This window comes from Paraburkholderia atlantica (genome assembly GCF_009362785.1).
GTDB classification, from domain to species: domain Bacteria; phylum Pseudomonadota; class Gammaproteobacteria; order Burkholderiales; family Burkholderiaceae; genus Paraburkholderia; species Paraburkholderia atlantica.
Map to the genome: position 1 here is coordinate 281440 of NZ_WHNQ01000007.1, position 23163 is coordinate 304602.

17 protein-coding genes and 1 pseudogene are annotated in these 23163 nt (G+C 67.6%); 4 read left to right on the forward strand and 14 right to left on the reverse strand.

Annotated features, from left to right (window positions below):
- Positions 1-4: 4 nt before the first annotated feature.
- Positions 5-1387, reverse strand: coding sequence for an MFS transporter (locus GCT19_RS13415; protein ID WP_152852208.1), 1383 nt, complete (start codon positions 1385-1387; stop codon positions 5-7).
- Positions 1388-1447: 60 nt separating this feature from the next.
- Positions 1448-2620, reverse strand: a complete 1173-nt coding sequence (locus GCT19_RS13420; protein ID WP_152852209.1) for a M20 aminoacylase family protein — start codon at positions 2618-2620, stop codon at positions 1448-1450.
- 117 nt (positions 2621-2737) lie between these two features.
- On the opposite strand from GCT19_RS13420, the gene GCT19_RS13425 reads away from it, so the two are divergent.
- Positions 2738-3688 (forward strand): LysR substrate-binding domain-containing protein, encoded by a 951-nt coding sequence (locus tag GCT19_RS13425; protein WP_018432353.1) that lies wholly within the window; start codon positions 2738-2740, stop codon positions 3686-3688.
- Between the two features lie 22 nt (positions 3689-3710).
- On the opposite strand, the gene GCT19_RS13430 is transcribed toward GCT19_RS13425, so the two are convergent.
- Entirely contained in the window at positions 3711-4604 is an 894-nt protein-coding gene (locus GCT19_RS13430; RefSeq protein WP_018432354.1) for a LysR family transcriptional regulator ArgP, read from the reverse strand.
- Between the two features lie 116 nt (positions 4605-4720).
- Here GCT19_RS13430 and GCT19_RS13435 point away from each other — a divergent pair, with 116 nt between their 5' ends.
- Positions 4721-5350 carry a LysE/ArgO family amino acid transporter gene (locus GCT19_RS13435; RefSeq protein WP_152852210.1) on the forward strand — a complete coding sequence of 210 codons (630 nt, stop codon included), beginning with the start codon at positions 4721-4723 and terminating at the stop codon, positions 5348-5350.
- A gap of 16 nt (positions 5351-5366) precedes the next feature.
- Here the strand turns inward: GCT19_RS13435 and GCT19_RS13440 are convergent, their stop codons facing one another.
- The 9 genes from GCT19_RS13440 to bcsB form a co-directional block, all read right to left on the reverse strand.
- On the reverse strand, positions 5367-5615 hold the full coding sequence (locus GCT19_RS13440; protein WP_152852211.1) for a hypothetical protein: 249 nt from the start codon (positions 5613-5615) through the stop codon (positions 5367-5369).
- Positions 5612-7183 (reverse strand): cellulose biosynthesis protein BcsG, encoded by a 1572-nt coding sequence (gene bcsG / locus GCT19_RS13445; protein ID WP_152852212.1) that lies wholly within the window; start codon positions 7181-7183, stop codon positions 5612-5614. The genes GCT19_RS13440 and bcsG overlap by 4 nt, the downstream gene beginning before the upstream one ends.
- A 50-nt stretch (positions 7184-7233) precedes the next feature.
- A complete protein-coding gene (gene bcsA, locus GCT19_RS13450; protein WP_152852213.1) occupies positions 7234-9765 on the reverse strand; it encodes a UDP-forming cellulose synthase catalytic subunit in 2532 nt (843 codons plus the stop codon).
- Positions 9762-10547 carry a cellulose biosynthesis protein BcsQ gene (gene bcsQ / locus GCT19_RS13455; protein ID WP_152852214.1) on the reverse strand — a complete coding sequence of 262 codons (786 nt, stop codon included), beginning with the start codon at positions 10545-10547 and terminating at the stop codon, positions 9762-9764. The genes bcsA and bcsQ overlap by 4 nt, the downstream gene beginning before the upstream one ends.
- Positions 10544-10756, reverse strand: a complete 213-nt coding sequence (locus tag GCT19_RS13460) for a hypothetical protein (protein WP_152852215.1) — start codon at positions 10754-10756, stop codon at positions 10544-10546. Before GCT19_RS13460 ends, bcsQ begins: the two co-directional genes overlap by 4 nt.
- A complete protein-coding gene (bcsE, locus tag GCT19_RS13465; RefSeq protein ID WP_152852246.1) occupies positions 10753-12711 on the reverse strand; it encodes a cellulose biosynthesis protein BcsE in 1959 nt (652 codons plus the stop codon). The genes GCT19_RS13460 and bcsE overlap by 4 nt, the downstream gene beginning before the upstream one ends.
- A gap of 77 nt (positions 12712-12788) precedes the next feature.
- On the reverse strand, positions 12789-16754 hold the full coding sequence (locus GCT19_RS13470; RefSeq protein WP_321576800.1) for a cellulose synthase subunit BcsC-related outer membrane protein: 3966 nt from the start codon (positions 16752-16754) through the stop codon (positions 12789-12791).
- Positions 16733-18016, reverse strand: a complete 1284-nt coding sequence (gene bcsZ / locus GCT19_RS13475; RefSeq protein WP_152852216.1) for a cellulose synthase complex periplasmic endoglucanase BcsZ — start codon at positions 18014-18016, stop codon at positions 16733-16735. Before bcsZ ends, GCT19_RS13470 begins: the two co-directional genes overlap by 22 nt.
- A gap of 3 nt (positions 18017-18019) precedes the next feature.
- Positions 18020-20425: a cellulose biosynthesis cyclic di-GMP-binding regulatory protein BcsB gene (gene bcsB / locus GCT19_RS13480; RefSeq protein WP_152852217.1), complete on the reverse strand. Its 2406-nt coding sequence runs from the start codon at positions 20423-20425 to the stop codon at positions 18020-18022.
- A gap of 398 nt (positions 20426-20823) precedes the next feature.
- On the opposite strand from bcsB, the gene GCT19_RS13485 reads away from it, so the two are divergent.
- Entirely contained in the window at positions 20824-21249 is a 426-nt protein-coding gene (locus GCT19_RS13485; protein WP_018432365.1) for a diacylglycerol kinase, read from the forward strand.
- A gap of 256 nt (positions 21250-21505) precedes the next feature.
- On the forward strand, positions 21506-21667 hold the full coding sequence (locus tag GCT19_RS13490; RefSeq protein WP_013089029.1) for a DUF1328 domain-containing protein: 162 nt from the start codon (positions 21506-21508) through the stop codon (positions 21665-21667).
- A 217-nt stretch (positions 21668-21884) separates the two neighbouring features.
- Here the strand turns inward: GCT19_RS13490 and GCT19_RS13495 are convergent.
- Positions 21885-22512, reverse strand: a pseudogene (locus GCT19_RS13495) (GNAT family N-acetyltransferase).
- Between the two features lie 99 nt (positions 22513-22611).
- Positions 22612-23163 (reverse strand): dTDP-4-dehydrorhamnose 3,5-epimerase, encoded by a 552-nt coding sequence (rfbC, locus tag GCT19_RS13500; RefSeq protein WP_018432367.1) that lies wholly within the window; start codon positions 23161-23163, stop codon positions 22612-22614.

Here is a 23163-nt window from a genome sequence, read left to right on the forward strand (position 1 = left end):
CACGTCAATCGATCGCCCTGCCCGCGGTCTCGCGCATGAACGGCAACGGCAGCAACGACACGACGCCGCAGCCGATCAGATACCACGCCGGCGCGAGATTGCTGCCCGAAACCTGAATCAGCCAGGTCGCGAAGAACTGGGCGAAGCCGCCGAAAATCGACACGCCGAGGCAGTACACGATCGACATGCCGGTCGCGCGAATTGCGCGCGGAAACAGCTCAGGCAGCATCACGATATTGGGCACCGCGGTGAACGTGACGAGCAGCGCAAGGCCCGCGACCACCGCGAGCAGCACCGGCACCGTCGGCGACGCATTGATCGCCATGAACGCCGGGTAGACGGCGAAAATCAGCAACACGCGCGATACCCACAGCACGCGCTTGCGCCCTACCCGATCGGACAGCGCGCCGGCGAACGGCGAGCAGATCACCGTGACGACCGCGCCGGTCCACGCGGCCCACAGCGCGGTCGCCATCGGCAGATGCAGGATGCGGATCGCGTATGTCGACAGATAGAACAGCACGATGTAGTTCGCCGCGGTGCCGCCGATCGTCGTCAGCACGCCGGTCGTGATCGAGCGTGCGTGGTCGCGGAACAGGTCGCGGACCGGCAGCGACGGAGGCTGTGAAGCGCGCTGCGCACCCATTTCACCAGCCGCTGCCGCGCCATCTTCGACACCCGGCAGCGTCTCGTCGAGATGCCGCCGGATATAGATGCCGATCGGCCCCATCGCCATGCCGATCACGAACGGCACGCGCCAGCCCCAGCTTTCGAGCGCGGCCGGCGACAGCGTCGCGGCCAAACCGACGCCGAGCAGCGATCCGACCACCGTGTTCATCCCCTGGCTCACGAACTGCCAGCTGCCGTAAAAGCCGCGCGTGCGATCGCTGCCGTATTCGAGCAGCAGCGCCGTCGATGCGCCCACCTCGCCGCCCAGCGCAAAGCCCTGGATCAGCCGCGCGAAAATCACGAGCAGCGGCGCCGCGACGCCGATCGCCGCATAGGTCGGCGCGAACGCGATGATCGCTGAACCGAGCGTCATCAGCCACAGCGTCAGGCTCATCGCGGCCTTGCGTCCCGCGCGGTCCGCGTAGCCGCCCAGCAAGATGCCGCCCACCGGCCGCATGATGAAGCCGACGCCGAACGTGCCGACCGCGAGCATCAGTTGCACGAGTTGGCCCTCGACCGGGAAATACAGCTTGCCGATGATCGTCGCGAAGAAACTGTAGATCGTGAAGTCGAAGAACTCGAGGCCGTTGCCGAGCGTGATCGCGGCGATCGCCTTCGCATGGCCGACGCGCTTTTGAGGTTGATCGGCGAGGCGCTGCGCATCGAGCGCATCGAGCCCGTTGGCGCTTGCGGGCCGCGGTGTGGCGGAATAGTCCATCTGTGTCTCCATGATTATCCTGGTGCTGCCGGGGCAAGGCGCTCGCGCGCCGCCGCCGCGTCAAACGAGGAACGTCTGCGCGAGCTTGACCCAGTAGGCTGCGCCGGTCGCGAGGCAAGCGTCGTTGAAGTCGTAGCCGGGGTTGTGGACCATGCAGCCGCCCTCGCCGTCACCGTTGCCGATGATCAGATAACTGCCCGCGCAGCGCTCGAGCAGGAACGCGAAGTCCTCGCTGCCGGTCAGCGGCTGCATGTCGCGAATCAGCCCATCTTCACCGAGCCAATCCACCGCGACCTGGCGCGCGAGCGCGGTCATCGCCGCATCGTTGACGAGCACCGGGTAGCGGCGCTGATAGTCGACCTCGGCGCGCGCGCCGAATACGGCCGCCTGGCCGGTCGCGACCTCGGTGATGCGCTGTTGCAGATGGTCACGCACCTCGGGCCGCAGCGCGCGCACCGACAGGCGCATCTCGGCGGTCTCCGGAATCACGTTCGGCGCTTCGCCCGCATGAATCGCGCCGACCGTGATGATCGACATATCGAGCGGCGCGATGTTGCGCGAAACGATCGACTGCAACGCGAGCACGATCTGCGCGCACACGACGACCGGATCGACCGCCTTGTGCGGCACCGCGCCATGACCGCCGCGGCCGATCACCTTGATGATCACCGTATCCGACGACGCCATGAACGACCCCGGCATGAAGCCCAGCTTGCCAGTGGGAAAGCCGGGCATGTTGTGCATCGCGAACACGGCGTCGCAGGGGAACCGCTCGAACAGGCCGTCGTCGAGCATTTTCTTCGCGCCGGCAAGCCCTTCCTCGGCCGGCTGGAAGATCAGATTCAGCGTGCCGTCGAAGCTCTTTTCGCGCGCCAGATGCTTCGCGGCGGCGAGCAGCATCGCCGTGTGGCCGTCGTGACCGCATGCGTGCATCTTGCCGGGCAGCTTGCTCGCGTACGGCAGGCCGGTGGTCTCGTGGATCGGCAGCGCGTCCATGTCGGCGCGCAGGCCGAGCCGGCGCGTGCCGTTGCCGAGCTTTAGTTGACCGACCACGCCCGTTTGCCCCAAGCCGCAATGCACGGTATAGCCCCACTCCCGCAGACGTTCGGCGACCAGATCGCCGGTCGCAAACTCCTCGTAGGCGAGCTCCGGGTGCGCGTGGATGCGGTGTCGCAGCGCGACCATTTCCTGTTCGATTTCGGCGATGCCCGCCGGAATGACCATCGTGTTCATGCCGTCTGTCTCCATGTCAGCGTGAACCGAGCATAGCCGCGGCGAATTTCGACAGGCAGGCGTAGAATCGTTGCGGGTGCCAACCACTGGTTGCCGCCTTTCATACTCCTGATACGCATGAAACTGCATCAGCTCAATACCTTGGCGGCGATCGCGGATACCGGAAGTATCCGGGCCGCCGCCCGCTCGCTGGGGCTGTCGCCGGCCGCCGTGACCAAGGCGATGCGCGAACTCGAAGCCGATCTGCACGCGCCGCTGATCGTGCGCAGCGCGAGCGGTGTCGCGTTTACCGAGTTCGGCCGCGCGCTCGTCGTGCATGCGCGGCTCGTGCTCGGCCAATTGCAGCGCGCACAAGCCGAGATCGACGCGCTGCGCGGAGCCGCGGCCGGCAAGCTGTCGATCGGCGTCACGCCGTGGGTCGCGCTGACCTTTCTGCCGCCCGCCGTGCGGCGTTTTCGCGAACGGATGCCGGACGTGCAACTGGAATTTTTCGAAGGCCTGCTCGCGGTCGTGCAGCCGCGTCTGCGCGACGGCAGCCTCGATTTTTCAATCGGCCGGCCGCCGCCCGCGTCGCCGCAGTCGGAGTTTCAGAACGCGCCGCTCTTTTCGACGCATGCGGCGGTGGTCGCGCGGCGCGACCATCCGAAGGCCGGATGCCGCACGCTGCTCGACCTTCAAGACGAGGAATGGATCCTCAACTGGGACCCGGCGAGCCGCGAGTCGATGTCGAACAATCTGTTCGTCAAGCGCGGCATGCGGGTGCCGCAGACGATCGTGCTCGCGCATTCGCTGTCGATCGTGCTGGGCCTGCTCGCGCACACGGACATGGTCAGCATCTTTCCGTGGCCGCTCGTCGAGGCGATCCGCGCGAAGGAAAACCTGTGGGCGCTGCCGCTACGCGAAACGCTCGACGAGACCATCATCAGCATCACGTCGCGGCGCGGCGCGCCCACGAGCCCGGCGGCCGCCTGCTTTCTCGACTGCCTGCGCGAGACGATCGACGCAGGCGCGCGCTCGCCAGACCCCGAGCAGCGCCGGCTGTTTCATTCGATCGAGCTGATGCTGTAGCGGTTGGCGCGCCGCCGCGCGGTCAATCGAGAAACTCGCCCGCCCGCTTTCTGAGCATCGCGCTGAAATCGTCGAGCCAGCCGATCGACAGCCGCCAGCTCTGCCAATACAGATCGACGTCGATATGCTTGCCCGGCGCGACCTCGACCAGTTCACCCCGCGCCAGATGCCCGGCGATCATCCGCTCGGGGCACATACCCCAGCCGAGGCTCATCACGCACGCGCGCATAAAGCCGGCGACGTGCGGAATCCAGTGCAGCGGCGGATCGATCTCCGCGCGCGTGATGCGCCGCATGAAGCGCTTTTGCAGCTGATCCTTCGGATTGAAGTCGACGCACGGCGTGCGCCGCAGGCTGTCGCGCGTGACGCCGTCGGCGAAATAGCGCGCGAAAAACGCCGGCGAACATACCGCGAGGTATCGCATGCGCCCCAGACGCGTCGAGCGGCAGCCCTGCACCGGTTCGGCCTGCGTCGTGATCGCGCCCTGCACGCTGCCGTCGCGGATGCGCTGCGCGGTGTAGTCCTGGTCGTCGATCACGAGGTCGAGCAGCATCTCCCGTTCGACGCAGAACGGCGCGACCGCGTCGATGAACCAAGTGCCGACGCTGTCGTCGTTGACGGCGACGCGCAGAGCCGGCCACTGCTCGACGAGCGCGCCGGGCAATGTCGGCAGGCGGCCGTTCAGCTCCGCTTCGAGCAGTTGCACGCGCTCGGTGTGGCGGCACAGCAGCGCACCCGAGGTGGTCGCGACGCACGGCTGACCGCGCTTCACGAGCACGCTGCCGACGCGCTCCTCGAGCAGCTTGACCCGCTGCGACACCGCGGACGGCGTGATATTGAGCTCGCTCGCGGCACGGTCGAACGAGCCGTGACGGACCACGGCGGCCAGCGCGTCGAGCAAGGCGTAGTCGAGCATTAGCGTTCCTTAATCTGCATTAAGTAAATTAGGTTCTCTTATGTGACGCAATCACGCAGACTAGCGCCTCTGGTATTTCCCGTCTATCCCCACTGCTTTCATTTTTCGGATCATTTATGAACTGGCTGTCTTTCTCCCACGGCGCGGCGCTATGCGCATCGCTGATCGTGACGATCGGCGCGCAGAATGCATTCGTGCTGCGGCAGGGCATCATGCGCTCGCACGTCGGCAAGATCGTGACGTTGTGCGCGCTGTCGGATTTCACTCTGATCGGCGCGGGTGTCGGCGGCGCCGCCGTGCTGATGAAGCGCTACCCGCGCTTCGTGCACGTGATGCTCTACGTCGGGCTCGCGTATCTGGCCTGGTTCGGCATCAGCGCGCTGCGCCGCGCGGTACGGCCGGGACACGCGGTGCTCGACGGTTCGAGCGGCGCATCCGCCGATCAAGCCCCGCCCACGCAGCGCGCGTTGCCGATCATCCTGATGACGCTCGCGTTCACGTGGCTCAATCCGCACGTCTATCTGGACACGTTTCTGTTGATCGGCACGGCCGGCGCGCGTGAGCCGCAAGGCGCGCGGGTCGCCTTCGCGCTCGGCGCGATGACGGTCAGCGCGGTGTGGTTCGTCGCGCTCGGCTATGGCGCGCGCATGCTGGCGCCGCTGTTTCGCCGCGCGACTGCGTGGCGTGTGCTGGATGGCGCGATCGGCAGCATGGTGTTGCTGCTGGCGGTTACGCAGTTGCGTTGAGCGTTCGACGCGGGCCTTATTCCACGCCCGATTCTTGCCGCGCATCTTGCGTGGCCTGCGCTTCGGCCTCGTCGCGCGGCACGAGATTCATCAGCCGCGCGAGCACCGGCCACTTCAGCAGCGACTGCTCGTAAGCCTCCTTCGCCTGGGCATCGAAATAGCTGCCCGCCTCCACCTCCGGCAGACGCAACGCGAGGCCGCTGATATCGTCGACGGGCCAGCCGCCGTGCGTAGTGTCTTTCGACGTATTGCGCGCGTTCGTCATTTGCCGTCCACCCACACGCCGTCCGGCGTCTTTACCACGTAGCCGGAGGCGGTCTTCATCGTCACCGTCCCTTCGTTTTCGCCGATCATCTGAGTTTGCGGCAGATTCGTCGCGTACTGCGACAGGCTCACGCCCGGCTTGAACGGGCTGTTCGACACGAGATTCGACAGCAGTTGTGCGAGCGCGAGGAAACTCGATGGATTGTCGATCACGGTGGTCGACCCATGACTGCCCTGGAAGCCGACCACCCGCACGCCGACCGGCCCATGCACGATGCGCGGCGTCGGAATCTCGCGCAGGCCCGCGACCTGGTTCGTGTCGCCGCGCAGCGCCGCGCCGTGCTCGGGCACGAACACGATCACCGCGCGCCGCCCCGACGACGCGATCAGATCGGCGAAGCGGTCGAAGTCGCTCATCAGCTTGTTCACGCGCAGCGGATACGAATCGATACTCGTCAGGCTGCTGTTCGGCAGCCGGTTGCCGTCGTGCAGGCTGATCGTGTTGTAGTACAGCGCGACCGGCCCGGCGATGCTCGCTCGCTGCGCGTACCATGCAGCGAGCGTCTCGTAGTCGTCGCGAATCGGCGAGCCGTCGAACGCATGCATCGCGACCGGCACGCTCGTGTTCGGAATCAGCGGTACGTTTGGCACGCCGGCGTTGTCGTGGATCAGTTCCAGGAAGTTGTCGAAGTGGCCGTCGTGGTTCAGCATCGTCTGCGGCGTGTAGCCGGCCTGGGCGAGATCGGCGAGCAGATAGCACTGCTGCGGCGCGTTCTTGTACAGGTCCGCGTGCGCCTGCTGGCCGCAGCTTGCGCGCAGCACGCGAATCGCGGCCGGCCCGCTATAGCTCGCCGCGGTGCTGAAGTTCGTGAACAGATAGTCGAAGCGGGACAGCAGCGGATGATTGCGCGCCTTCGCGACATCGAGATCGTCCCACGACAGCGAGCAGATGTGCAGCACGATCACGTCGAACTGCGCGTTCGGATCGGCGGCCAGATGGCCGAAGCTGACCTGCCGTTGCGACTCCTGCGTGCGGAACGCGGCGAGTGCGGCGTTATGGTCGAGCGGCTGCGCGGCGAGCGGATTGTTCGCTCCATTCGCGCCGGCATTCGCGGCCGCGTTCGCCGACGCTCCGCGCAATTGCGCGAGCACCACCCCACCCTCGTGCCACAGCGGAATCGCAACCAGCGCGATCAGCACGAAGGTCGCGACGCGCACCCAGCGATTCACGATCAGATAGCCGACGAGCGCACCCAGCGCGGCGAGCAGCAGCATCGGCGGCAAGAAGCGCTGCGCCAGTTCGAGCCAGTAGCCGTAGCTGAACGTGGTCAGATTGCCGAACTCCTCGGTCAGACGCGAGAACGGCGGCACGTTCGCCTCGTGGTACATCAGCGGCACGCCGAGCGCGAGGCCGGCCAGGTTGCGTACGATGCGCAGCGCGCGCCGGCGCAGCGTCGAAGTCACGACGAGCGCGACCGCGAAGGCGAGATTCGCGAGCCACAGCGGCTGCAGATGGCCGCCTTCGAACAGGTACAGCTTGAGGATGAAGTACAGGTTCCACAAAGTCATCGACAGGTTCTCTCATTGGCTTGCGCGCGGCACGATGCGCGCAGGCTGTATCAATAGCGGGTGCGGTCGAGCGCGAGCAGCGTCTCGCAGGCACGCGCGAGCCCGCCCCACAGTCGCGAATAGCCTTCGACGCCCATCGCGAGCACTTCCTTCAAACCGCGCAGCGGTGCGTCTTCGCTGGTTTGCTCATGCCAGTCGAGCCACGCGTCGGCGCGGCCGAACGTGCATTGCACGAGCTGCCGTTGCTGTTCGAGCGTGAGGCCGTCGAAGCGCACGCCGAGGTGCCGGCCAACGCAGCGGCTCACGTACACCGGAAAATGGAACTGACGATCGCCACGGCTCAGGCACACGCCGAGGCTGTCGCCAGGCGCGAGATTCAAGCCCGGCTCGACGTCGAGACCGAGGCCGCCGGTCGAGTAGTCGCTGGTCGTGCAGGCGAGCGTCGAGCCGTCCGCGAGCAGCAGCGTCGCCGCCGCGCGCATCGCGATGCGATGTGTGACGCGCACCTGCTTCGCCTCGCGCGCGACGCTCGAGGCCGCGCCGAGCATCACGAGGTTGTAGAGCGTCCAGAACACGTTCATCAGGATCGTCGCCGTTTCGCCGCTCTGCCCGAACATCAGTCGGTACACACCGGCCGCGAGTGCGCCGCTGTTCAGCGCGAGCAGCACCAGGTACGGCTTCGACGTCGACCAGTCGAAGTAGCCCTCGCCGATGCGCCCGCCCTTGTCCGTCACGTTGAACTTGCCGTGCTTCGGGCTGAAGAACGCGATCGTGGTCGGCAGCACGATGTACCACGCGAGCACCGACTCGTAGACCTCGGCCCAGAACGAGTGACGGTACTTGCCCTGCATGCGCGAATTCGCGAGATTCGCGAGCACGATGTACGGCAGCACGAATCCGGCAATCGTCGTCGCCGATGCGTTGATGAAGTACATCTGGAAGAACAGGTACGCCATCGGCATCGTCAGGAACACGAGCCGAGGCACGCCGTAGAAGAAATGCAGCATCGCGTTGCCGTAGCAGAGCCGCTGGAAAAAGCCCAGCCCGCGGCCGATGAACGGATTGTCGATGCGAAAGATCTGCGCCATGCCGCGCGCCCAGCGCGTGCGCTGCTGGATATGGCCCGCGAGGCTCTCGGTCGCGAGACCGGCGGCCTGCACGGTCGGCAGATAGGCGGTCGTGTAGCCGCGCCGGTGCAGCTTGAGCGCGGTGTGCGCGTCTTCGGTGACGGTCTCCACCGCGATGCCGCCCACTTCTTCGAGCGCATCGCGTTTGAGGATCGCGCACGAGCCGCAAAAAAACGACGCGTTCCACAGATCGTTGCCCGACTGCACGAGCCCGTAGAACAGATTGCCCTCGTTCGGCACACGGCGGAACGTGCCGAGGTTGCGCTCGAACGGGTCCGGCGAAAAGAAGTGATGCGGCGTCTGCACCATCGCGCAGCGCGCGTCGCGCAGGAACGTGCCCATCGTCGTTTGCAGGAACGAGCGCGTCGGCACGTGATCGCAATCGAAGATCGCGACGTACTCGCCCTGCGTGCGGGCGAGCGCGCTATTGATGTTGCCGGCTTTCGCGTGACGGTTGTCGTCGCGGGTCAGATAGCCGATGCCGCAGGCCTGCGCGAAGGCTCTGAATTCTTCGCGGCGGCCATCGTCGAGCAGATAGACGCGCAGCTTGTCGGCGGGCCAGTCGATGCCTTGCGCGGCGAACACGGTGGGCCGCACGACGGCCAGGGGTTCGTTGTAGGTCGGAATATAGATGTCGACCGTCGGCCAGCTCGACGTATCGGTGGGCAGCTTCGCGACCGCGCGCTTCAGCGGCCACGCGGTCTGCACGAAACCGAGCAGCAGAATCACCCATGTATACGCTTCCGCGCCGAACAGCAGATAGCCGAGAATCGCCTCCCCCGGCGTCTGGAACGACAGTGTCTGGGTGACGCGCCACCACACGTAGCGCAGCATCGCCAGCATCGCGAGCGTCGTCAGGATCAGCACCGGCATGCGGCCCGGAAAGCGTCTGACGATCAGCGCGATGATCACGAGCACGGCGAAGAATTCGAACTGACCGTCGGACTGCAGCGGCGACGTGCCGATCAAGGCCCACGAACCCACACCCGCGACCACCATCAACGGCAGCAGCCAGCGAATATGACCGACGCGCTGCGTCGCGTCTTCGAGGTGCGTGCCCCAGCGCTGCCACGGCAAGCTCGCCAGCAGCGCGTCGACGCGCTCGCGTGCGCGCCGCCCGAGCAACCACAGCGGCACGAGCCAACGGTCGATCCAGGCGGCCAGCGCCCGCACTGTCGCCGCAGCACTTCTCGACGACGACCGCGGCGCGCGCACGAGCGCGCGCCACAGCCATGCGCGCGGCCGATGCGGTTCGAGCACGCCCCATTGCAGCGCGAAATGCAGCACGGCCGCGCGAATCCAGCGGCGCGCGTAATCGGGCTTGCCCGGCGCGGGCGGCTGGAAGAACAGCCGCACGAACCAGTCGAGCGGCGTGCGAGTCGCTGGCACGCCGAGGCCGCGCGCAAGCCAGTCGAGCGCACGCGTGCGCAACGAACGCGTTTCCCGTTCGCTCATGACCCGCCGTCCTGCCGATCGAGCGGCGCCGTGGCCTCGATGAGCCACGTGTCGAGCCAATTCGCGAGCCCCTGCAGATCGTGCGACGCCTGCGAATGCGGGGCGTCGTCGAACAGCCAGGTGCCGCGCGCGAACGACTCGGGCAGCGCGACATCGAGATGCACGCGCTGCGCGAGCGGCAGCTTTTCGCCGAGCGCCGCGCCGAGCATCGCCAGCACGTCGCGCTGCATGTCGCGCGCGGGGTTCAGCCGGTTCACGATGATGCGCAGCTGCGCGCTCGCATCGCGCAGCGCTCCGAGCCGCGCGACCAGCGTCGCGCAGGCGGCCGGTTCGGGCGGCGTCACGCATAGCGCGAGGTCCGCGCAACGCAGCGCGTGCTCGGCCTGCTGCGACGGATAGCGCGCGGTATCGATCAGCACGACGCCATCGCGCGGCAAATCGAGCTCGGCGAGCGCGTCGGCGAGCCAGCGCGGATCGGCGGCGAGCCGTGCGTCGCACTGCGTGCCTTGCGCGGCGGACACCGCGCCGTACGGCACGAACAGCACGCCGTCCGCGTTGCGCCACGTGGATGCATGCCATGCGGTGTCCGCATCGAGCAGCGCCTGCGACAAACCGGTCGCCGCGAGAGCGTCGATGCCGAGCTGCGCGCCGAGCATGTTCTGCGGATCGAAGTCGAGCGCGACGACCTGGCGGCCGCGGCGCGCGAGCAATACCGCGAGCACGGCGGTCAAGGTGGTGCGGCCGGTGCCGCCTGCCGTGGAGACGACGGCGATCGTTTTCATCGCGCCACCTCGTCGTGCGTCGTATCGAGTGCGGGCAACAGACGCGCGCGCAGCGCGACCGGCTCGATCCCGCACGGCACCGCGTCGCGCGGATCGAAGCCGCGCATGACCGCGAGAGCGCGCCGTGCGCCGACGCGCTGCCAGACGATCCACACCGGCAGCGCGACGACCATGCCGGCCACGAAACACATCAGAACCAGTTCGATCATTCGATGCTCCTCGCGCGCACCGGCATCGCGCTGGGTTCCGCGCGACGGCGCGGCGGCGTGGGTTGGGCCGGGCGGCGCTCAGTAGCAAGCGGCTTCGCTTCGGTCGATTCGGCAGGCCGGGTTCGCGCAGACGTTGGCGCGGCCGCGCTCGTCGGCACCCCGGTGTCGGCTTCGAGCTCGGCGCGCGCGTGAACCAACGCCTCTTCCACCCGCGCCAGTTGCACAGCGGCCACGTGCGCGGCTTCGTCCTGCGCTGCGGCGAGCGATGAGCGCAACGGCGTGCCGTCACGCATGGACGCCGCGAACATATCGCTGTAATCGGCGATCCGATTGCGCCGGTTGGCCGCGTCCAGCGCGTCGAGTTCGGCGCCGATGCTCTGCTCCGCCAGATGCACGAGCGTATCGGCGAGCTGTTCGACCGGCACATCGATGATCCGCGCCAGCGCGGCGTCCGCATCGGCGAGCCGGCAGGCGAACAGGAACACATACAGATGCGACGCATCGACGGTCAGCACGTCGCCCGCGCGGCGCGGCACGCAGTGCTTCAGCGCATCGACGTGCGCGCATTGCGGCAGCAACGTCAGCTTCACGAGCACATGCGGCAACTGCAGCACGCCGCTGCGTGCGAGCACGAGGCGCACGCGCTCGCAGAACGCGCCGGCCGGCAGATAGCCGCGCACGTCGTCGCTCAACGCGGCGCTCAATGCGCCGCGATAGTCGGCGGCTACCGGCCGCGTATGGAGCTGCCCCTGCAGCGACTGCAGCAGCGACTGCATGCGCGAGAACGGCAAGTCGCGGCCGAGCACGAGGTTCGCGCCGAGCGTCAGCACCAGCAGCTCGTATTGATGGCGCAGCACTTCGCCCCGCTCGACGACGACGATCTTCAGCGCGCGCCCGGCCTGGCGGCGCAGCGCATGAACCGTCGCGCACAACGCGTCGAGTTGTGCGCCGCCCGCGTAATCGAGCACCACGGTCGCGGCTTGCGCATGGGCGCACGCGCTCAGCACCGCGGCCTGATCGGCGCACACTTCCCAATGCGGCGGCAGCCACGCCTCGTGACCTCGCACCACCGCGCGGCTCACGACGACCCGCTGCTCGTCGCGCGCGAGCAGGCGTTCGCCGCGCGCGACGCTGCTGGCCAGCGCATCGGGCGCTACGCTGAGGTGGCCGCTGTCGGTAAAGCGCAGGGAGCGGACTTCGCCCGTCACCAGCGTGCGATCCGCGCGCCAGAAGTCGGCATGCCACAGCAGCTCGCCGTGCGTGCGCTCCATCCGTGCGACGCCCGCGCATGCCGCATGGAACGCGTTGCGGCGTGATGCATCGATGACGCCGTCCGGCGCGCCGCGGGTCTCGAATGAATCGTCGTCGCCCTTTGCATCGACGCCGAGCAGCAGCACCAGCGTGATACGCCGTGCCGCGCACCAGTTCGCGAGCATGCGGCCTTCGCGCGCGAGCGCGGCGGCGTCGTGCCAGTTGAACCAGCGCTCGGCGCCTTCGATGAAATACAGCGCGCCTGCACGAAAACCGAAGCGCTTCAGCGCGCGCAGACCGCCGAACAGTTTGCCGTGCGTCGCGGCGCTGTCGGCTTGCTGCTCCGAGTCTTGCGCACCATCGACGGCCGGCATCGCCAGCACATTCAGATTGCGCGGCCAGCCAGCGGCCGGCGCGTTGGCGCTAAAGCCCAGCTCGCGCAAACGCTGGGCAACAGCCGCGCGCTCACGCGCGAGCACGACCGTCACGTCGCGGGTGAGCGCGGTGCGCGCGGTTTCCCAGATCAGCGTGTCGACGCCCGGCGTATCGACGCCCGGCGTGCGCGGCGCCGCGTAGATCGCATACAGCTTGCCCGCTTCGAGCGCGGCCCATTCGCCCGGCAAGGCTTCGATCGCGAGACGGCCGACCTGCTGTGCGCGACGCTGCGCGCCGGTGCCGCCGAACATGCGCAGCCAGCGTCGCATGAAAGCGCGCACGGGAGTGTGGGTTGGATTCGAAACGGTGTTCACGACTGCTGTCCCAAGTCTCGTTGCATCGCCGTTCAATAGCTCGAATAAAGCCGTACCGGCTGCGGCGACAGACGGTTGTCCTGCCTGCGCGCATCGAACGTGTAGCGCAGATACACGAGCGCGGCGCTCGGCGCGTAGTCGTGCGATCGATCGATGCTCACCTGCGCGCCCAACACCAGATGCGGATCGGCGCGGTACTCGACGACGCCCGCGAGCCCATACGAAAACGCGACGCCGCGTGTCGAGCTGCCCGCATTGACGAGACTGTCGAGCCCCGGTGCCGCGCCGAGCCCGGCGGGCAGACCGTTCGGGTAGTACGGCGAACTCCGCTCGTACGAGTTCGACACGCCGACGGTCGCGCTCAGATCCCACTTCAGCGCGCCATGCCGCCCCAGCCATTCGAGCGGCACGCCGAGCGACAGATAGCGCTGCGGACTGTAGTAGCCGCCCTGCCCGAACGAATAGAAGCGCAGGTTGTTCGTGTAGTGCCACGCGTTGCCGACGAGGCCCGTGCTCACCAGTGAATTCGCGCGCCGATAGACCGGCATCGTGAAACCGGTGCGCAGTGTGAATTCCTGATTGCTCGCGACGTTGCGCCCGGTCAGCTCGCCCGCGCCGAGATCGGCGAACAGGTTCGCCGCGCCGAGATCGAACGACGCATGCAGGTCGATGCCATCGCGGCGCACGCCGCCCCACACCGTGCCGGTGACCGGATCGTGCATGCCGGCATACGACAACTGGCTACCGGTTTCCGGACGGCGCGAGCCGCTGACCGACAAGCTCGCCGGTCCCGCGTCGAACCGATAGCGCACGCCGCCGACGAGGTAAGACACGGGGAAACCGAGCGGCGTCGTGCCGAAGTCGAAGCGCCACGCGTCGGACGTGTAGCCGGCGCCGAGCGCGACGCCGGTGGCCGACTGATGCAGATACGGCAAGCCCGCGGCCAGCGTGGCGAGTTGCTGCGGCGACAGGCCGAGCGACGTGCCGAGCTTGTCGGCCGCGCCGAAGCTGCCGAAGGTATCGCGCGTGAACGCGTTGGCGTCGCTGACATCCAGCGTGCCGGCATCGAGATGCACGGTATCGATGTGCGCGAAGAAATGGCCGTCGTAGCGATACGGGATCTGCACGTACACCGGCACCTGCCACGCGCGCAGCTGCGAGATGCCCGCATCGCCGGACTTATACGCGGGCAGCCAGCCAGTCTCGATCGACGGATTGCGGCGCTGTTCGAGATCGTCGAGCGCGGCTCGCGCGGGCGTGCCATCGGGTCCCGCGCGCACGCCCGCCGAGCGTTCCTGCGCGAGCGACAAACGGTACAGCGAAGCGGCATCCTCGTACTGTCCGAGGTCTTCGGCGATGCGCCCGCTTTGCACCGTCACGTCCGGCCGCGTCGGATACGCGACGCGCAGCGCCGTCGTGATCTGCTGCGCGTCGCGCGCTTCGTTCAACGCGGCGAGCCGGCGCGCGGCCGAGAGCCGCGTGTCGACGTCGTCGGGCGCGGCGCCGTCGAGCACGTCGTGCACGATGCGCAGCGCGGCGCCGCGCTGGCCGCTCTGCTCCAGCACGCGGGCCAGCGCGAGCTGCGCTTCCGGATCGTTGGGCTGCGCGGCGAGCAGTGGCGCCAACGTCGCCCGCGCGGCCGCGTAGTGGCCCTGCACGCGCTGAAGGTCGGCGAGTTCGAGCGCGTAGCGTTTGTCGCGCCGACCGGCGGTGCTGACCGCCGCGAGTCGCTGCTGGGCCGCTTCGTAATCCCCCTGATCGATCGCTTCGTCGGTTTGACGTAAGGCCGCACGCAGCGCCTGATCCTCGAGGCGCGCGTGTTGCGCGGCGTCCAGCTTCAGCCGCGGATCGTCACGCAACTGCTGTAGCCATGCGGACAGTTCCGCGTCGCGTCGCGCGCTGCCGAGCAGATCGCCGTAACGCAGTCGCACGTCCGCGTCCGCCTCGCCCGGATGCGCGTCGATCCAGCCGCGCAGCACCGCGAGACCGCGCCCGGCGTCGCCCGCGTCGATCCACTGCGCGCCGACCGACGCGAGCAAATTGGGATCGTCCCCGGCCAACGCGCGTGCCTCGTCGAGCAGGCGGAGCGCGCTTGCGCGATCGTCGCGTGCAAATGCGGCGCGCGCGTCGGCGAGCCTTCGTTGCGTTTGCAGATTGCGATCGAGCGCGCGCATGCCATCGGTGCGCTCCTGCTTCGGGATCAGCGCGAGCGCCGCTTGCGCGCCGCTCAGGTCGTCGAGCGAATTGCGGTAAAGCGCGTTTGCATAGCGCATCTCGGCCGATGGCGCGAGCGCGAGACCCTCGTCCATCACGTTGCGGCCGAGTTGCGGCAGGCCGAGATCGCGGTACAGACGCGCGAGCGCGAAACGCGTCCACGCTGCGTCGGGCTCGCTGCGCAAAGCGGCTTCATAGCGTTGCGCGGCGGGACCGCGCTCGCCGTCGGCGAGCAACTGGTCCGCCTGTTTAGCAAGCAGATCGGCGCGCAGACGAGCGAGGCTCTGACGATCGTCGGCGGCGGTGAAGCGGCTTTGCAACGCGTCGATCAATGGCTCGACCTGCGCCGCGCGGCCGGTGTTTTCGAACAGCGTTCGGGTGCTGCGCAGCGCTGCCACGCTCGGCGCATGCCCGCTCAGCATGTCGCGCAAGAGCGGCTCGGCCGCGCTCCAGTCGTGCTGCGCGAGCAGCGCGTCGGCGAGCATCAGCTTCGCGTCCACGTTGTCCGGCTCCATCGCGAGCGCCGCGCGTGCCGCCCGCTCCGCCTCCAGCGCGTGGCCCGCCGCGGCGGCCGCGCGGCCTTGCGCGAGCGTCCCCCAGAATTGCGCGGTGCGCGCGAGGCTCTGCCATTTCGCGCGATTGTCGGGCGCGAGCGCGGCCGCCCGCAGAAACAGCGTGCGCGCTTCGTCGTGCCGCCCGGCCCGCATGCGCGCGATGCCGAGACCGCCGATTGCGTCGGCATCGTCGGGACGCGCGCTCGCGGCGCGCGCGAGCAGCGGCTCGGCGGCCGTGAGATCGTTGCGCGCGAGCGCTTGCAGACCGCGCTGCTGCGCGATGTAGTCAGGGTTGCGTTCGAGTTGCCGTTGCGCGTCGAGGCGCGCTTCGAGCGTCGCGACCCGCTCGCGGAATTCGGTGTCGTCCGGCACGAGTTGCAGATACGCTCGCAACGCCGGCAGATAGTCGAGGTCCGCACCCGCCGATTGCAGCACGTGACGCCACGTGTCGAGCGAGGCCGTGCGATCGGAGTCGGGCCGCGTCGCCAGATTCCACGCGATGCGGTTGGCCTCCGCGCGCGTCTCGCCGCGCGTGTTCAGCAGATTCGCGAGCACGAGCGCCGCGTCGACGTCGGACGGATCGGCGGCGATCCGCCGATGCAGCGCGACCAGCGCTTGCTCGCGCCCCTCGGGCGTACCCGCGAGAATCTGGTAGTACTCGGCACCGAGCGAGCCGGACGGCGCACCGTCCGGAAACAGCAGCTGCAAGCGCCGCGCCGCTTCGGCGGACTGGCCGCTACGCGCGAGCAGACGCACGGTCGCGAATTCCTCGCGGCCGTTGGTGGCGACGCGGAATTCGTCGTCGAGCTGGCGGATCACTGCGCTGTCTGGCGCTTCGGCACGCAAGCGTGCGAGCGTCGCCTGCGCGGCTTGCGCTTTCCCGAGGCGCAATTCGATGCGCACCTGCTCGGCGAGCAAGGTCGGATCGCCGGGCGCGGCGAGCAGTGCCTTGTTAACCGCCTGCAACGCGAGGTCGTCGCGATGTTTGGTCGACCACATGCGCGCGGTCGCGAGCAGGCGTTGCGCGGCGGGGTCTCGTGGCGGCGCTATGGTTGGCGAAGCAGCGGGCGCCGGCGGTGTACCGATGGCGGCCGGGCGCGCGGCCGTGCGCATCGCTTCTGCTTGCCTCGCGTTGCCGTATGCGTGACCCGTCATCGCCGCGGCGCATGCGCATGCGCACGCGAGCACGCCGAAGCGCGCCGCGCGTGTTACTGCGGCGCGGCGCGGCACGACGTGCTCCAGTGCGGATCGAGGGTGCCGTCGGCGGCGAAACGATAGCGGCCTTCGCGCCAGCCGAGCGCGAACAGGCTCAGCACGCTCGTGTAATAACCGGCGGCCGTCTCGCGATCGAGCGCGGCGGCGCGTGCGATCTGCGCATCGGCGAGCGCGGGCTGGCCGCGCGCATCGAGAAACGGCACGGCCGCCGCCGAAAAACCGGCGTTGCCCATGTTGATGCCGGCACGGCCATTGGTCGCGTCGACTGTCTCGGGCGGCGCGCCGTGCGCGGCGATGAAGTTCGCGAACGGCGCGAAGCGCGCGAGCAGCGTCGGCGCGAGCGGATCGCGCCGGTCGAGCATGCCGGCCCATAGGTACACGCGAATCGCGTTGTACGCGCTCTCGGCGTGGGTCTCGGCGTCGGGTGCGAAGCCGCGGTTCGCGCGATACAACGCCCAATCCGGCGAGAAGCCCTGCGGCGCGGTATCGATCAGGATGCGGCTCGTGCTCGCGAGCAAACGCGGCCAGCGCGGATCGTCGGGCAGTCGCGTAGCGAGGCCGCGCAGCACCTGCGGCGGCATGTAGCTCGGATTGACCCGCCACACGTCGGCCTCCGGATGAAAGCCGGCCGGCCCCGGCAGCAAGGTCAAGCCGAGCCCCGGCGCGTTGGCCGTTTCCTCGTTGAGCACGCGGCGGGCGAGCACCGCGCCGCGCGCCGTGTAGCTGCGCTCGCGCCACGCGTCGCCCGCTTCGAGCAGCGCATAGGCGATCCACAGGTCGGCATCCGACGATGCATTCGCGTCGAGCACGGCCCAGTTGCCGTCGGACGAGCGGCCCCACAGCCACGCCGGCAGACGCGCGGTCAGGTCGCCTTGGGAAAGATGCTGCTCGGTCCAGCGCAGGATCGTGTCGAAGGCCGCGCGGTCGTTCGCGACCAGCGCGAAAAACAGTGCGTACGATTGCCCCTCCGACACCGTGCGCTCGTCGGACGAACCAACGTCGATCACGCGGCCATCGGCGGACAGGAAATCGCGCTTGAATTGCTGCCAGCGCGGCCAGGGCGCGGCGGTGCATGCAGTGATGTCAGTGCCGCTGGGCTGCGGCGCTTGCGTGGCGAACGCGTTGTGGCTGCTCGCGAGCGTCAGCATCGTTGCTGAAACGCTCACCGTTGTTCGCACGAGCCTGCTCGCGAACCTCGCGTGCAGGTCCGCGCCACTTTCAACGCCCACCCCGCCGCGCACTGCCCGCCACAGCGCCCCGCCCTTCGACTGACTCATCGATCACACTCCCCGGCGCCGCGCGGCCAGTTCCTGCAATGCGGTGAACGCGCCGATCGCGAGCAGCAAGCCGGCGAGCGCGCCGAGCACGCCGAGCAGCACCGGATGCTGGATCGCCTTGCTCCACAGCCGCGCATACCAGGGTACGTAGCCGACCAGATAGGTGTCGCCGACCCGCATGCTGTCCACCTTGCCATCGCGCAGCAAAGCGACATCGCCCTGCAATTGCGCGACGCGGTCCGGCTTTTCGAGCATATCGAGCAGTTGCGGCAACTGCTGCTGATCGGTGGCGCTCAGTGCGACGACGCTGCGTCCATGGCTGCCCGGCAATTCGAAGCCCATCAGCGCGGCCAGCGGTCCGTCGCGTTCGATGCGCGCGCCGCCGTCCGGCCGACGCGTGTCGCTGTGCGGGGCGCCGTCGCGCTGGGCGGCGCTGTGCCACTGCTCGTCGACCGCGAACGAGGCGCGCGCGAGCGGGCTCGACGCGGCGGCGCCTGAAGCAGCGGCGCCTGAGGCAGCGGCGTCGCCCGACTGGGCGCCGATCGTCAGCGGCAACGCATGCGGCCAGCGCGCGAGCCACGGCGCCGAGCCGTTGCCGCCGATCACGAGCAGATCCTTGCCGCTCAGCTGCGCGAGCTCGGGCGGCCGCGCGACCTGCACGCGCAGCGCGGGGTAGCCGGTCCATTGCCCCATGTGGCCGAGCATCGTCAGCAGGCTTTCGAGCTCCTGCGGCGCCGGATGCTCGGGAATCACGACGGCCGTTTGCGACAGGTCGGCGTAGCGCGTGAACGGAAAGCCGCTGTTCGCGAAGAACGCGAGGTTCGGCATCCGTGCGTAGTGAACGAAGTCCGAGAAGTCGATCGTCGAGTCGGGATCGACCGCGGCCTGCACCGGGTTCGTCGCGACGCCCTGGCAGAGCCCGGTCTTCTGCGAATCGAGATTGAAGCGCAGCTGCAACTGGTTCGAGCTGCCGACGCGGAATGCCGGAATATCGAGCGCGCTCGTCGCACGGTTGGCGTTGTTCGACAGCACCGGCAGTTGCAGGCGGCCCTGCGCGTCATCGGCGGTCGCGAGCGCGAGCCGGTACGACTTGACCAGCTGATCGTTGATCTGCACCGCGAGCGCCGAGTTGTTCTGCACGGTCGGCGCCGTGTAGCGGTACTTCAGATTCAGCGGCACGCCCGCACCGTTCCACGAGTACAAATCCGCGGGCACGCGCAGGTTCAGGCGGATCGCGTCCGGCGTGCTGCCGCGCACCTGCAGTTGCGACGGATCGTCGATCAGTTCCTTGAACGAGACCGGCCGGTCGACCGGCACCCAGCGCGGCGCGTCGTACGGCTTCCTCGGCGCGCCGGCGGCGAGCTGCGTGATGCGCACCGCGGGACCCGCGAGCGCGGTCGTGCCGAGCACCAGAGCTGTGCTCGCTTCATCGACTTCGGCGGCGCTGCGGCCGGTCACGATCAGCAGCTTGCGGTTCGGCGCGACGGGATTGTCGGCGACGATCAGCATCGGGCCGTTGATCGGCGGCAGCGTGAGGCCGGCGGGCAACTGCTCGCTGCGCGCGACGACGACCGCGTGCGAGTCGGTGGGCAACGTCGACAGCGCCGGAAAACGTGCCTGCCGGTAATCGGCCTGCGCACCGAACCATGAAGCGAGTACCCCCGCGCTGCGCAAAGTCGCGTTGTCGGCGGCGGCCGGCAGCACGAACGGCAGACGCAGCCGGTTCGCGTCACGGTGATCGAAGAATGGCGCGGGCAGCAGCGCGAGATCGTCGGGCAAGCGGATCGGCGCGGTATCGACGATGAATTCGCTCGACGGACTGACGTCGGCCCACAGCGCCGAGTTCTCGGGGTCTTCGCAATGCTCGAGCGTGTAATGCGCGATCAGGCGCAGACCGATCTGGTTGTAGTCGGTCAGAAACCGCGGATCGAGCGGGATGTCCTGGGTGACGAGCTTGCCGGCGTGCTCGCGATCGAACGGCACGGTCGCGACCACTTCGTTGTTGACCGAGACCTTCAGATGCGACATCGCGAACACCAGCGACGGCGAATACGTGTAGCGCAAGCGCAGGCGCGCTGCGGTGACCACGCGATCGAGCCGCACGCCGAGATTGACGGTGCGTGCGTCCTCGACACCGCGCAGCGTCAGCGGCTGATACGCGCCCAGGGTCGCGAATGAAACGCGCGATGTGCTGGAGCCTGATGCGGGCGGTGGGACGCTGGCGTCGTTGTCGAGGTAGCTGGCGCTGGGATTGGCCTTGGCGGCACTCGCGCTGGCGACAGTGAGCGCGGCCGGCGGATTCGCGGCGGCGGAGACGACCGGCACCAAGGGCGCGGCGCACGACGCGACGGCATACAACGCGCCGACAACGGCGGTCAGCGCAACGCACAACGACACAACTGGTTTCATGAACAGCTCAGCTTGTTGGACCTCGACCGTGCGCGCCCGTGCGCGCCGCTTGCGGTACGAATCCGGTCTGCCGCGCGAACGCGCGAAGTGGGAAAACGGACTGCCGGGCGCGCGCCTTAGCGGAGACAGGCGGCGCACCATTCCTCGTATACGGAAAATCCGGCGAAACCTTGAGCGGGACGAGCAACGGGGGTGACCAACATTTGAGATTTGAGCGCAATCGGCAGCAGCCCTAACCGGTTATGCGTTGTGTTCATTCTCCGAAGCCGGTCGGTCAGGCGGGAAGGTGCCAGGTGCCTGCCGCTGTTGGGCGGCGCAAAGATATCACAATTTGCCTCTTCATTGACATCTTGTAACATTCACGGTCATTTGCTGCACATCAAAAGTCATCTCGAAACATGCGTGATCCTGCCGACTCCCCCGCTCACTCGACCATCGCGCCGCCCGCGAAACGCAGCGGTCCGCTGCGCGGCTTGTTCGCGTTGCGGCATTCGTACGCTGGGATCGTCGCGACGCTGCGCGCGGAAAGCGCGTTCCGTCAGGAAGCCGCGCTCGCGGCGATCCTCGTGCCCGCCGCGTTCCTGATGCCGGTCGATGCCATCTCGCGCGTGCTGCTGATCGGATCGGTGCTGCTCGTGCTGCTGGTAGAGCTATTGAATTCGGCGATCGAGGCCGCGATCGACCGGATCTCGTTCGAGCGGCATGAATTGTCAAAACGCGCGAAGGACTGCGGCAGCGCGGCCGTCACCATTGCGCTGCTGATGTGTGTGCTGACGTGGGGCGTGCTGTGCGGGCCGCTGGCGTATCACTGGCTGCTTGGGTGAGGCTCGACGCGTTCTACGTAGTCCGCAGCATGGCTGGCACGTTGCGCGCCCAGTAAGGCGCAACGCAAACGTTAGCGCGGGCTCAACGACAATTTCGCGTGCCGCGAAACATTCCTGACGCAAACGTTGGCGGCATCCAGCGATGGCACATCGATTGCTGAATTCCGCTCGCCGGCATCTGAGCCGTGAAGCCGCGTGACGTACGCAACGGGGCGCCGTTCAAACGTCATTTCAACAATCTACCGGTGGAGGCACCATGCTTCGATACGCTGTGATCTTCTTCATCATCGCCATCATCGCCGCAGTGTTCGGCTTTGGAGGCATTGCCGCGGGCGCAACCGAAATCGCCAAGGTGTTGTTCTTCATCTTCCTGGTGATCTTCCTCGTCACCCTGCTGATGGGCGTGATCCGACGCTGACGGCTGCATACAGCGTTCGGTGAATTCACGCCTCGCCCGATGCGACCCGGCGACGCTGCGTTGGTGCCGCGATCAGGATTGCACCGCTGCCGTCGCCGTTGCCGCCGTTGCAATACTTGCCGCAGCATATTGCAATAGTTGCCGACGCATCGGGCGCTTCGAGCCACTTCTATTCCGCTGCTTTTAATCTGTATGCCGCGGCGTGTGCGGCATCGCTTCAGGCCGCGTGCGCGATCCGCGGCGTCGCATGCAGACGCCGCGACCAGTTCGCGAGCGTGCGCATCGCAACCGGCGGCTTGCTCAGAATCGCGCTGTCGTAGCGCTTGTCCGCAAAGCGCATGAAATCGACGATGCGAAACCCCCGCCCGCGATAGAACGCGATCTGCTGAGTGGCCGGTTGCGGGGTATCGAGTGCGAGTTGCGCATAGCCGCGTGTTGCGGCCCAGTGTTCGGCGAACGCGATCAGCAACGTGCCGATGCCGCGCGCCTGCCACGCGGGATCGACCGCGAACTGCCGCAAGCTCGCGACATCGCCGTGCCGGTATAGCTCGCATGATGCTTCGCCATCCGAAGCATAGAGCGTCATCGTGCCGACGATGTGTCCGTCGCATACCGCGATGGCAATCGCCGCGCAGCACGCGCTCGCGCGTCGTCTCGATGGTCTGATCCACGCACGTGCAATTGAGCCCCTGCGCGCCGAGCGGCGCGAACGCGCGATGCAGCAGCGCCGTCAACGCCGCGAACGAATCACGCGATGCGTCGAAGCGTCTGAGTTCGACGGGGACGGCGCCACGACATACATAGCGGACCGGAACGGATTGCGGATGGCTTGCGCGACGCTTCACGTTGAGCACCTCGTACTGACTGGATGCCCGAAGTGTAGGGTTGGCGCGTGAGCGTCTCAAGAAAAAATGTCATAAAAACTCTGGCCGGTCACCCGTCGTTCACGAGATGTTTTCGGCTTCGTACAGACGGCGACCCGCCGCATCCTTGCTGCCGAGAATCGGTTGAAAGTCGATCGGCCAGTCGATGCCGATGTCGGGATCGGACCACAACAGGCAGCGCTCGAGTTCGGGAAACCAATACTCGGTGGTCTTCCACACGCATTCGGCGAGCTCGGACAGCACGACGAAGCCGTGCGCGAACCCGGGCGGCACCCAGATCTGCCGCTGGTTCTCCTCGCTCAGATACTCGCCGCTCCATTTGCCGAAATTCGGTGAGTTCAGGCGCACGTCGACCGCGACGTCGAAGATCTCGCCGCGCACGACGCGCAGCAGCCGTCCCTGCGGACGCTGCACCTGATAGTGCAAGCCGCGCAGCACGCCATGCACGGCGCGCAGATGGCGGTCCTGCACGAAGTTGAAACCTTGCGCGACGTCGTCCGAAAACTCGTCCGCGCTGAAACTCTCGAAGCAGAAGCCGTACTCGTCGATGAACACTTCCGGCTCGATGAGTTTCACCTCCGGCAATGCCGTCGCCATGACCTTGTTGCCCAT

Bases quoted from the DNA above. Each gene is read 5' to 3' on its own strand.
- bcsZ (WP_152852216.1), bottom strand. From the start codon at position 18,016: ATGAGTCAGTCGAAGGGCGGGGCGCTGTGGCGGGCAGTGCGCGGCGGG.
- bcsQ (WP_152852214.1), bottom strand. From the start codon at position 10,547: ATGAAAACGATCGCCGTCGTCTCCACGGCAGGCGGCACCGGCCGCACC.
- bcsB (WP_152852217.1), bottom strand. From the start codon at position 20,425: ATGAAACCAGTTGTGTCGTTGTGCGTTGCGCTGACCGCCGTTGTCGGC.
- GCT19_RS13430 (WP_018432354.1), bottom strand. From the start codon at position 4,604: ATGCTCGACTACGCCTTGCTCGACGCGCTGGCCGCCGTGGTCCGTCAC.
- bcsE (WP_152852246.1), bottom strand. From the start codon at position 12,711: ATGCGACGCTGGCTGCGCATGTTCGGCGGCACCGGCGCGCAGCGTCGC.
- GCT19_RS13460 (WP_152852215.1), bottom strand. From the start codon at position 10,756: ATGATCGAACTGGTTCTGATGTGTTTCGTGGCCGGCATGGTCGTCGCG.
- bcsA (WP_152852213.1), bottom strand. From the start codon at position 9,765: ATGAGCGAACGGGAAACGCGTTCGTTGCGCACGCGTGCGCTCGACTGG.
- GCT19_RS13485 (WP_018432365.1), top strand. From the start codon at position 20,824: ATGCGTGATCCTGCCGACTCCCCCGCTCACTCGACCATCGCGCCGCCC.
- GCT19_RS13420 (WP_152852209.1), bottom strand. From the start codon at position 2,620: ATGAACACGATGGTCATTCCGGCGGGCATCGCCGAAATCGAACAGGAA.
- GCT19_RS13440 (WP_152852211.1), bottom strand. From the start codon at position 5,615: ATGACGAACGCGCGCAATACGTCGAAAGACACTACGCACGGCGGCTGG.
- GCT19_RS13425 (WP_018432353.1), top strand. From the start codon at position 2,738: ATGAAACTGCATCAGCTCAATACCTTGGCGGCGATCGCGGATACCGGA.
- bcsG (WP_152852212.1), bottom strand. From the start codon at position 7,183: ATGACTTTGTGGAACCTGTACTTCATCCTCAAGCTGTACCTGTTCGAA.
- GCT19_RS13415 (WP_152852208.1), bottom strand. From the start codon at position 1,387: ATGGACTATTCCGCCACACCGCGGCCCGCAAGCGCCAACGGGCTCGAT.
- GCT19_RS13490 (WP_013089029.1), top strand. From the start codon at position 21,506: ATGCTTCGATACGCTGTGATCTTCTTCATCATCGCCATCATCGCCGCA.
- GCT19_RS13435 (WP_152852210.1), top strand. From the start codon at position 4,721: ATGAACTGGCTGTCTTTCTCCCACGGCGCGGCGCTATGCGCATCGCTG.
- rfbC (WP_018432367.1), bottom strand. From the start codon at position 23,163: ATGGGCAACAAGGTCATGGCGACGGCATTGCCGGAGGTGAAACTCATC.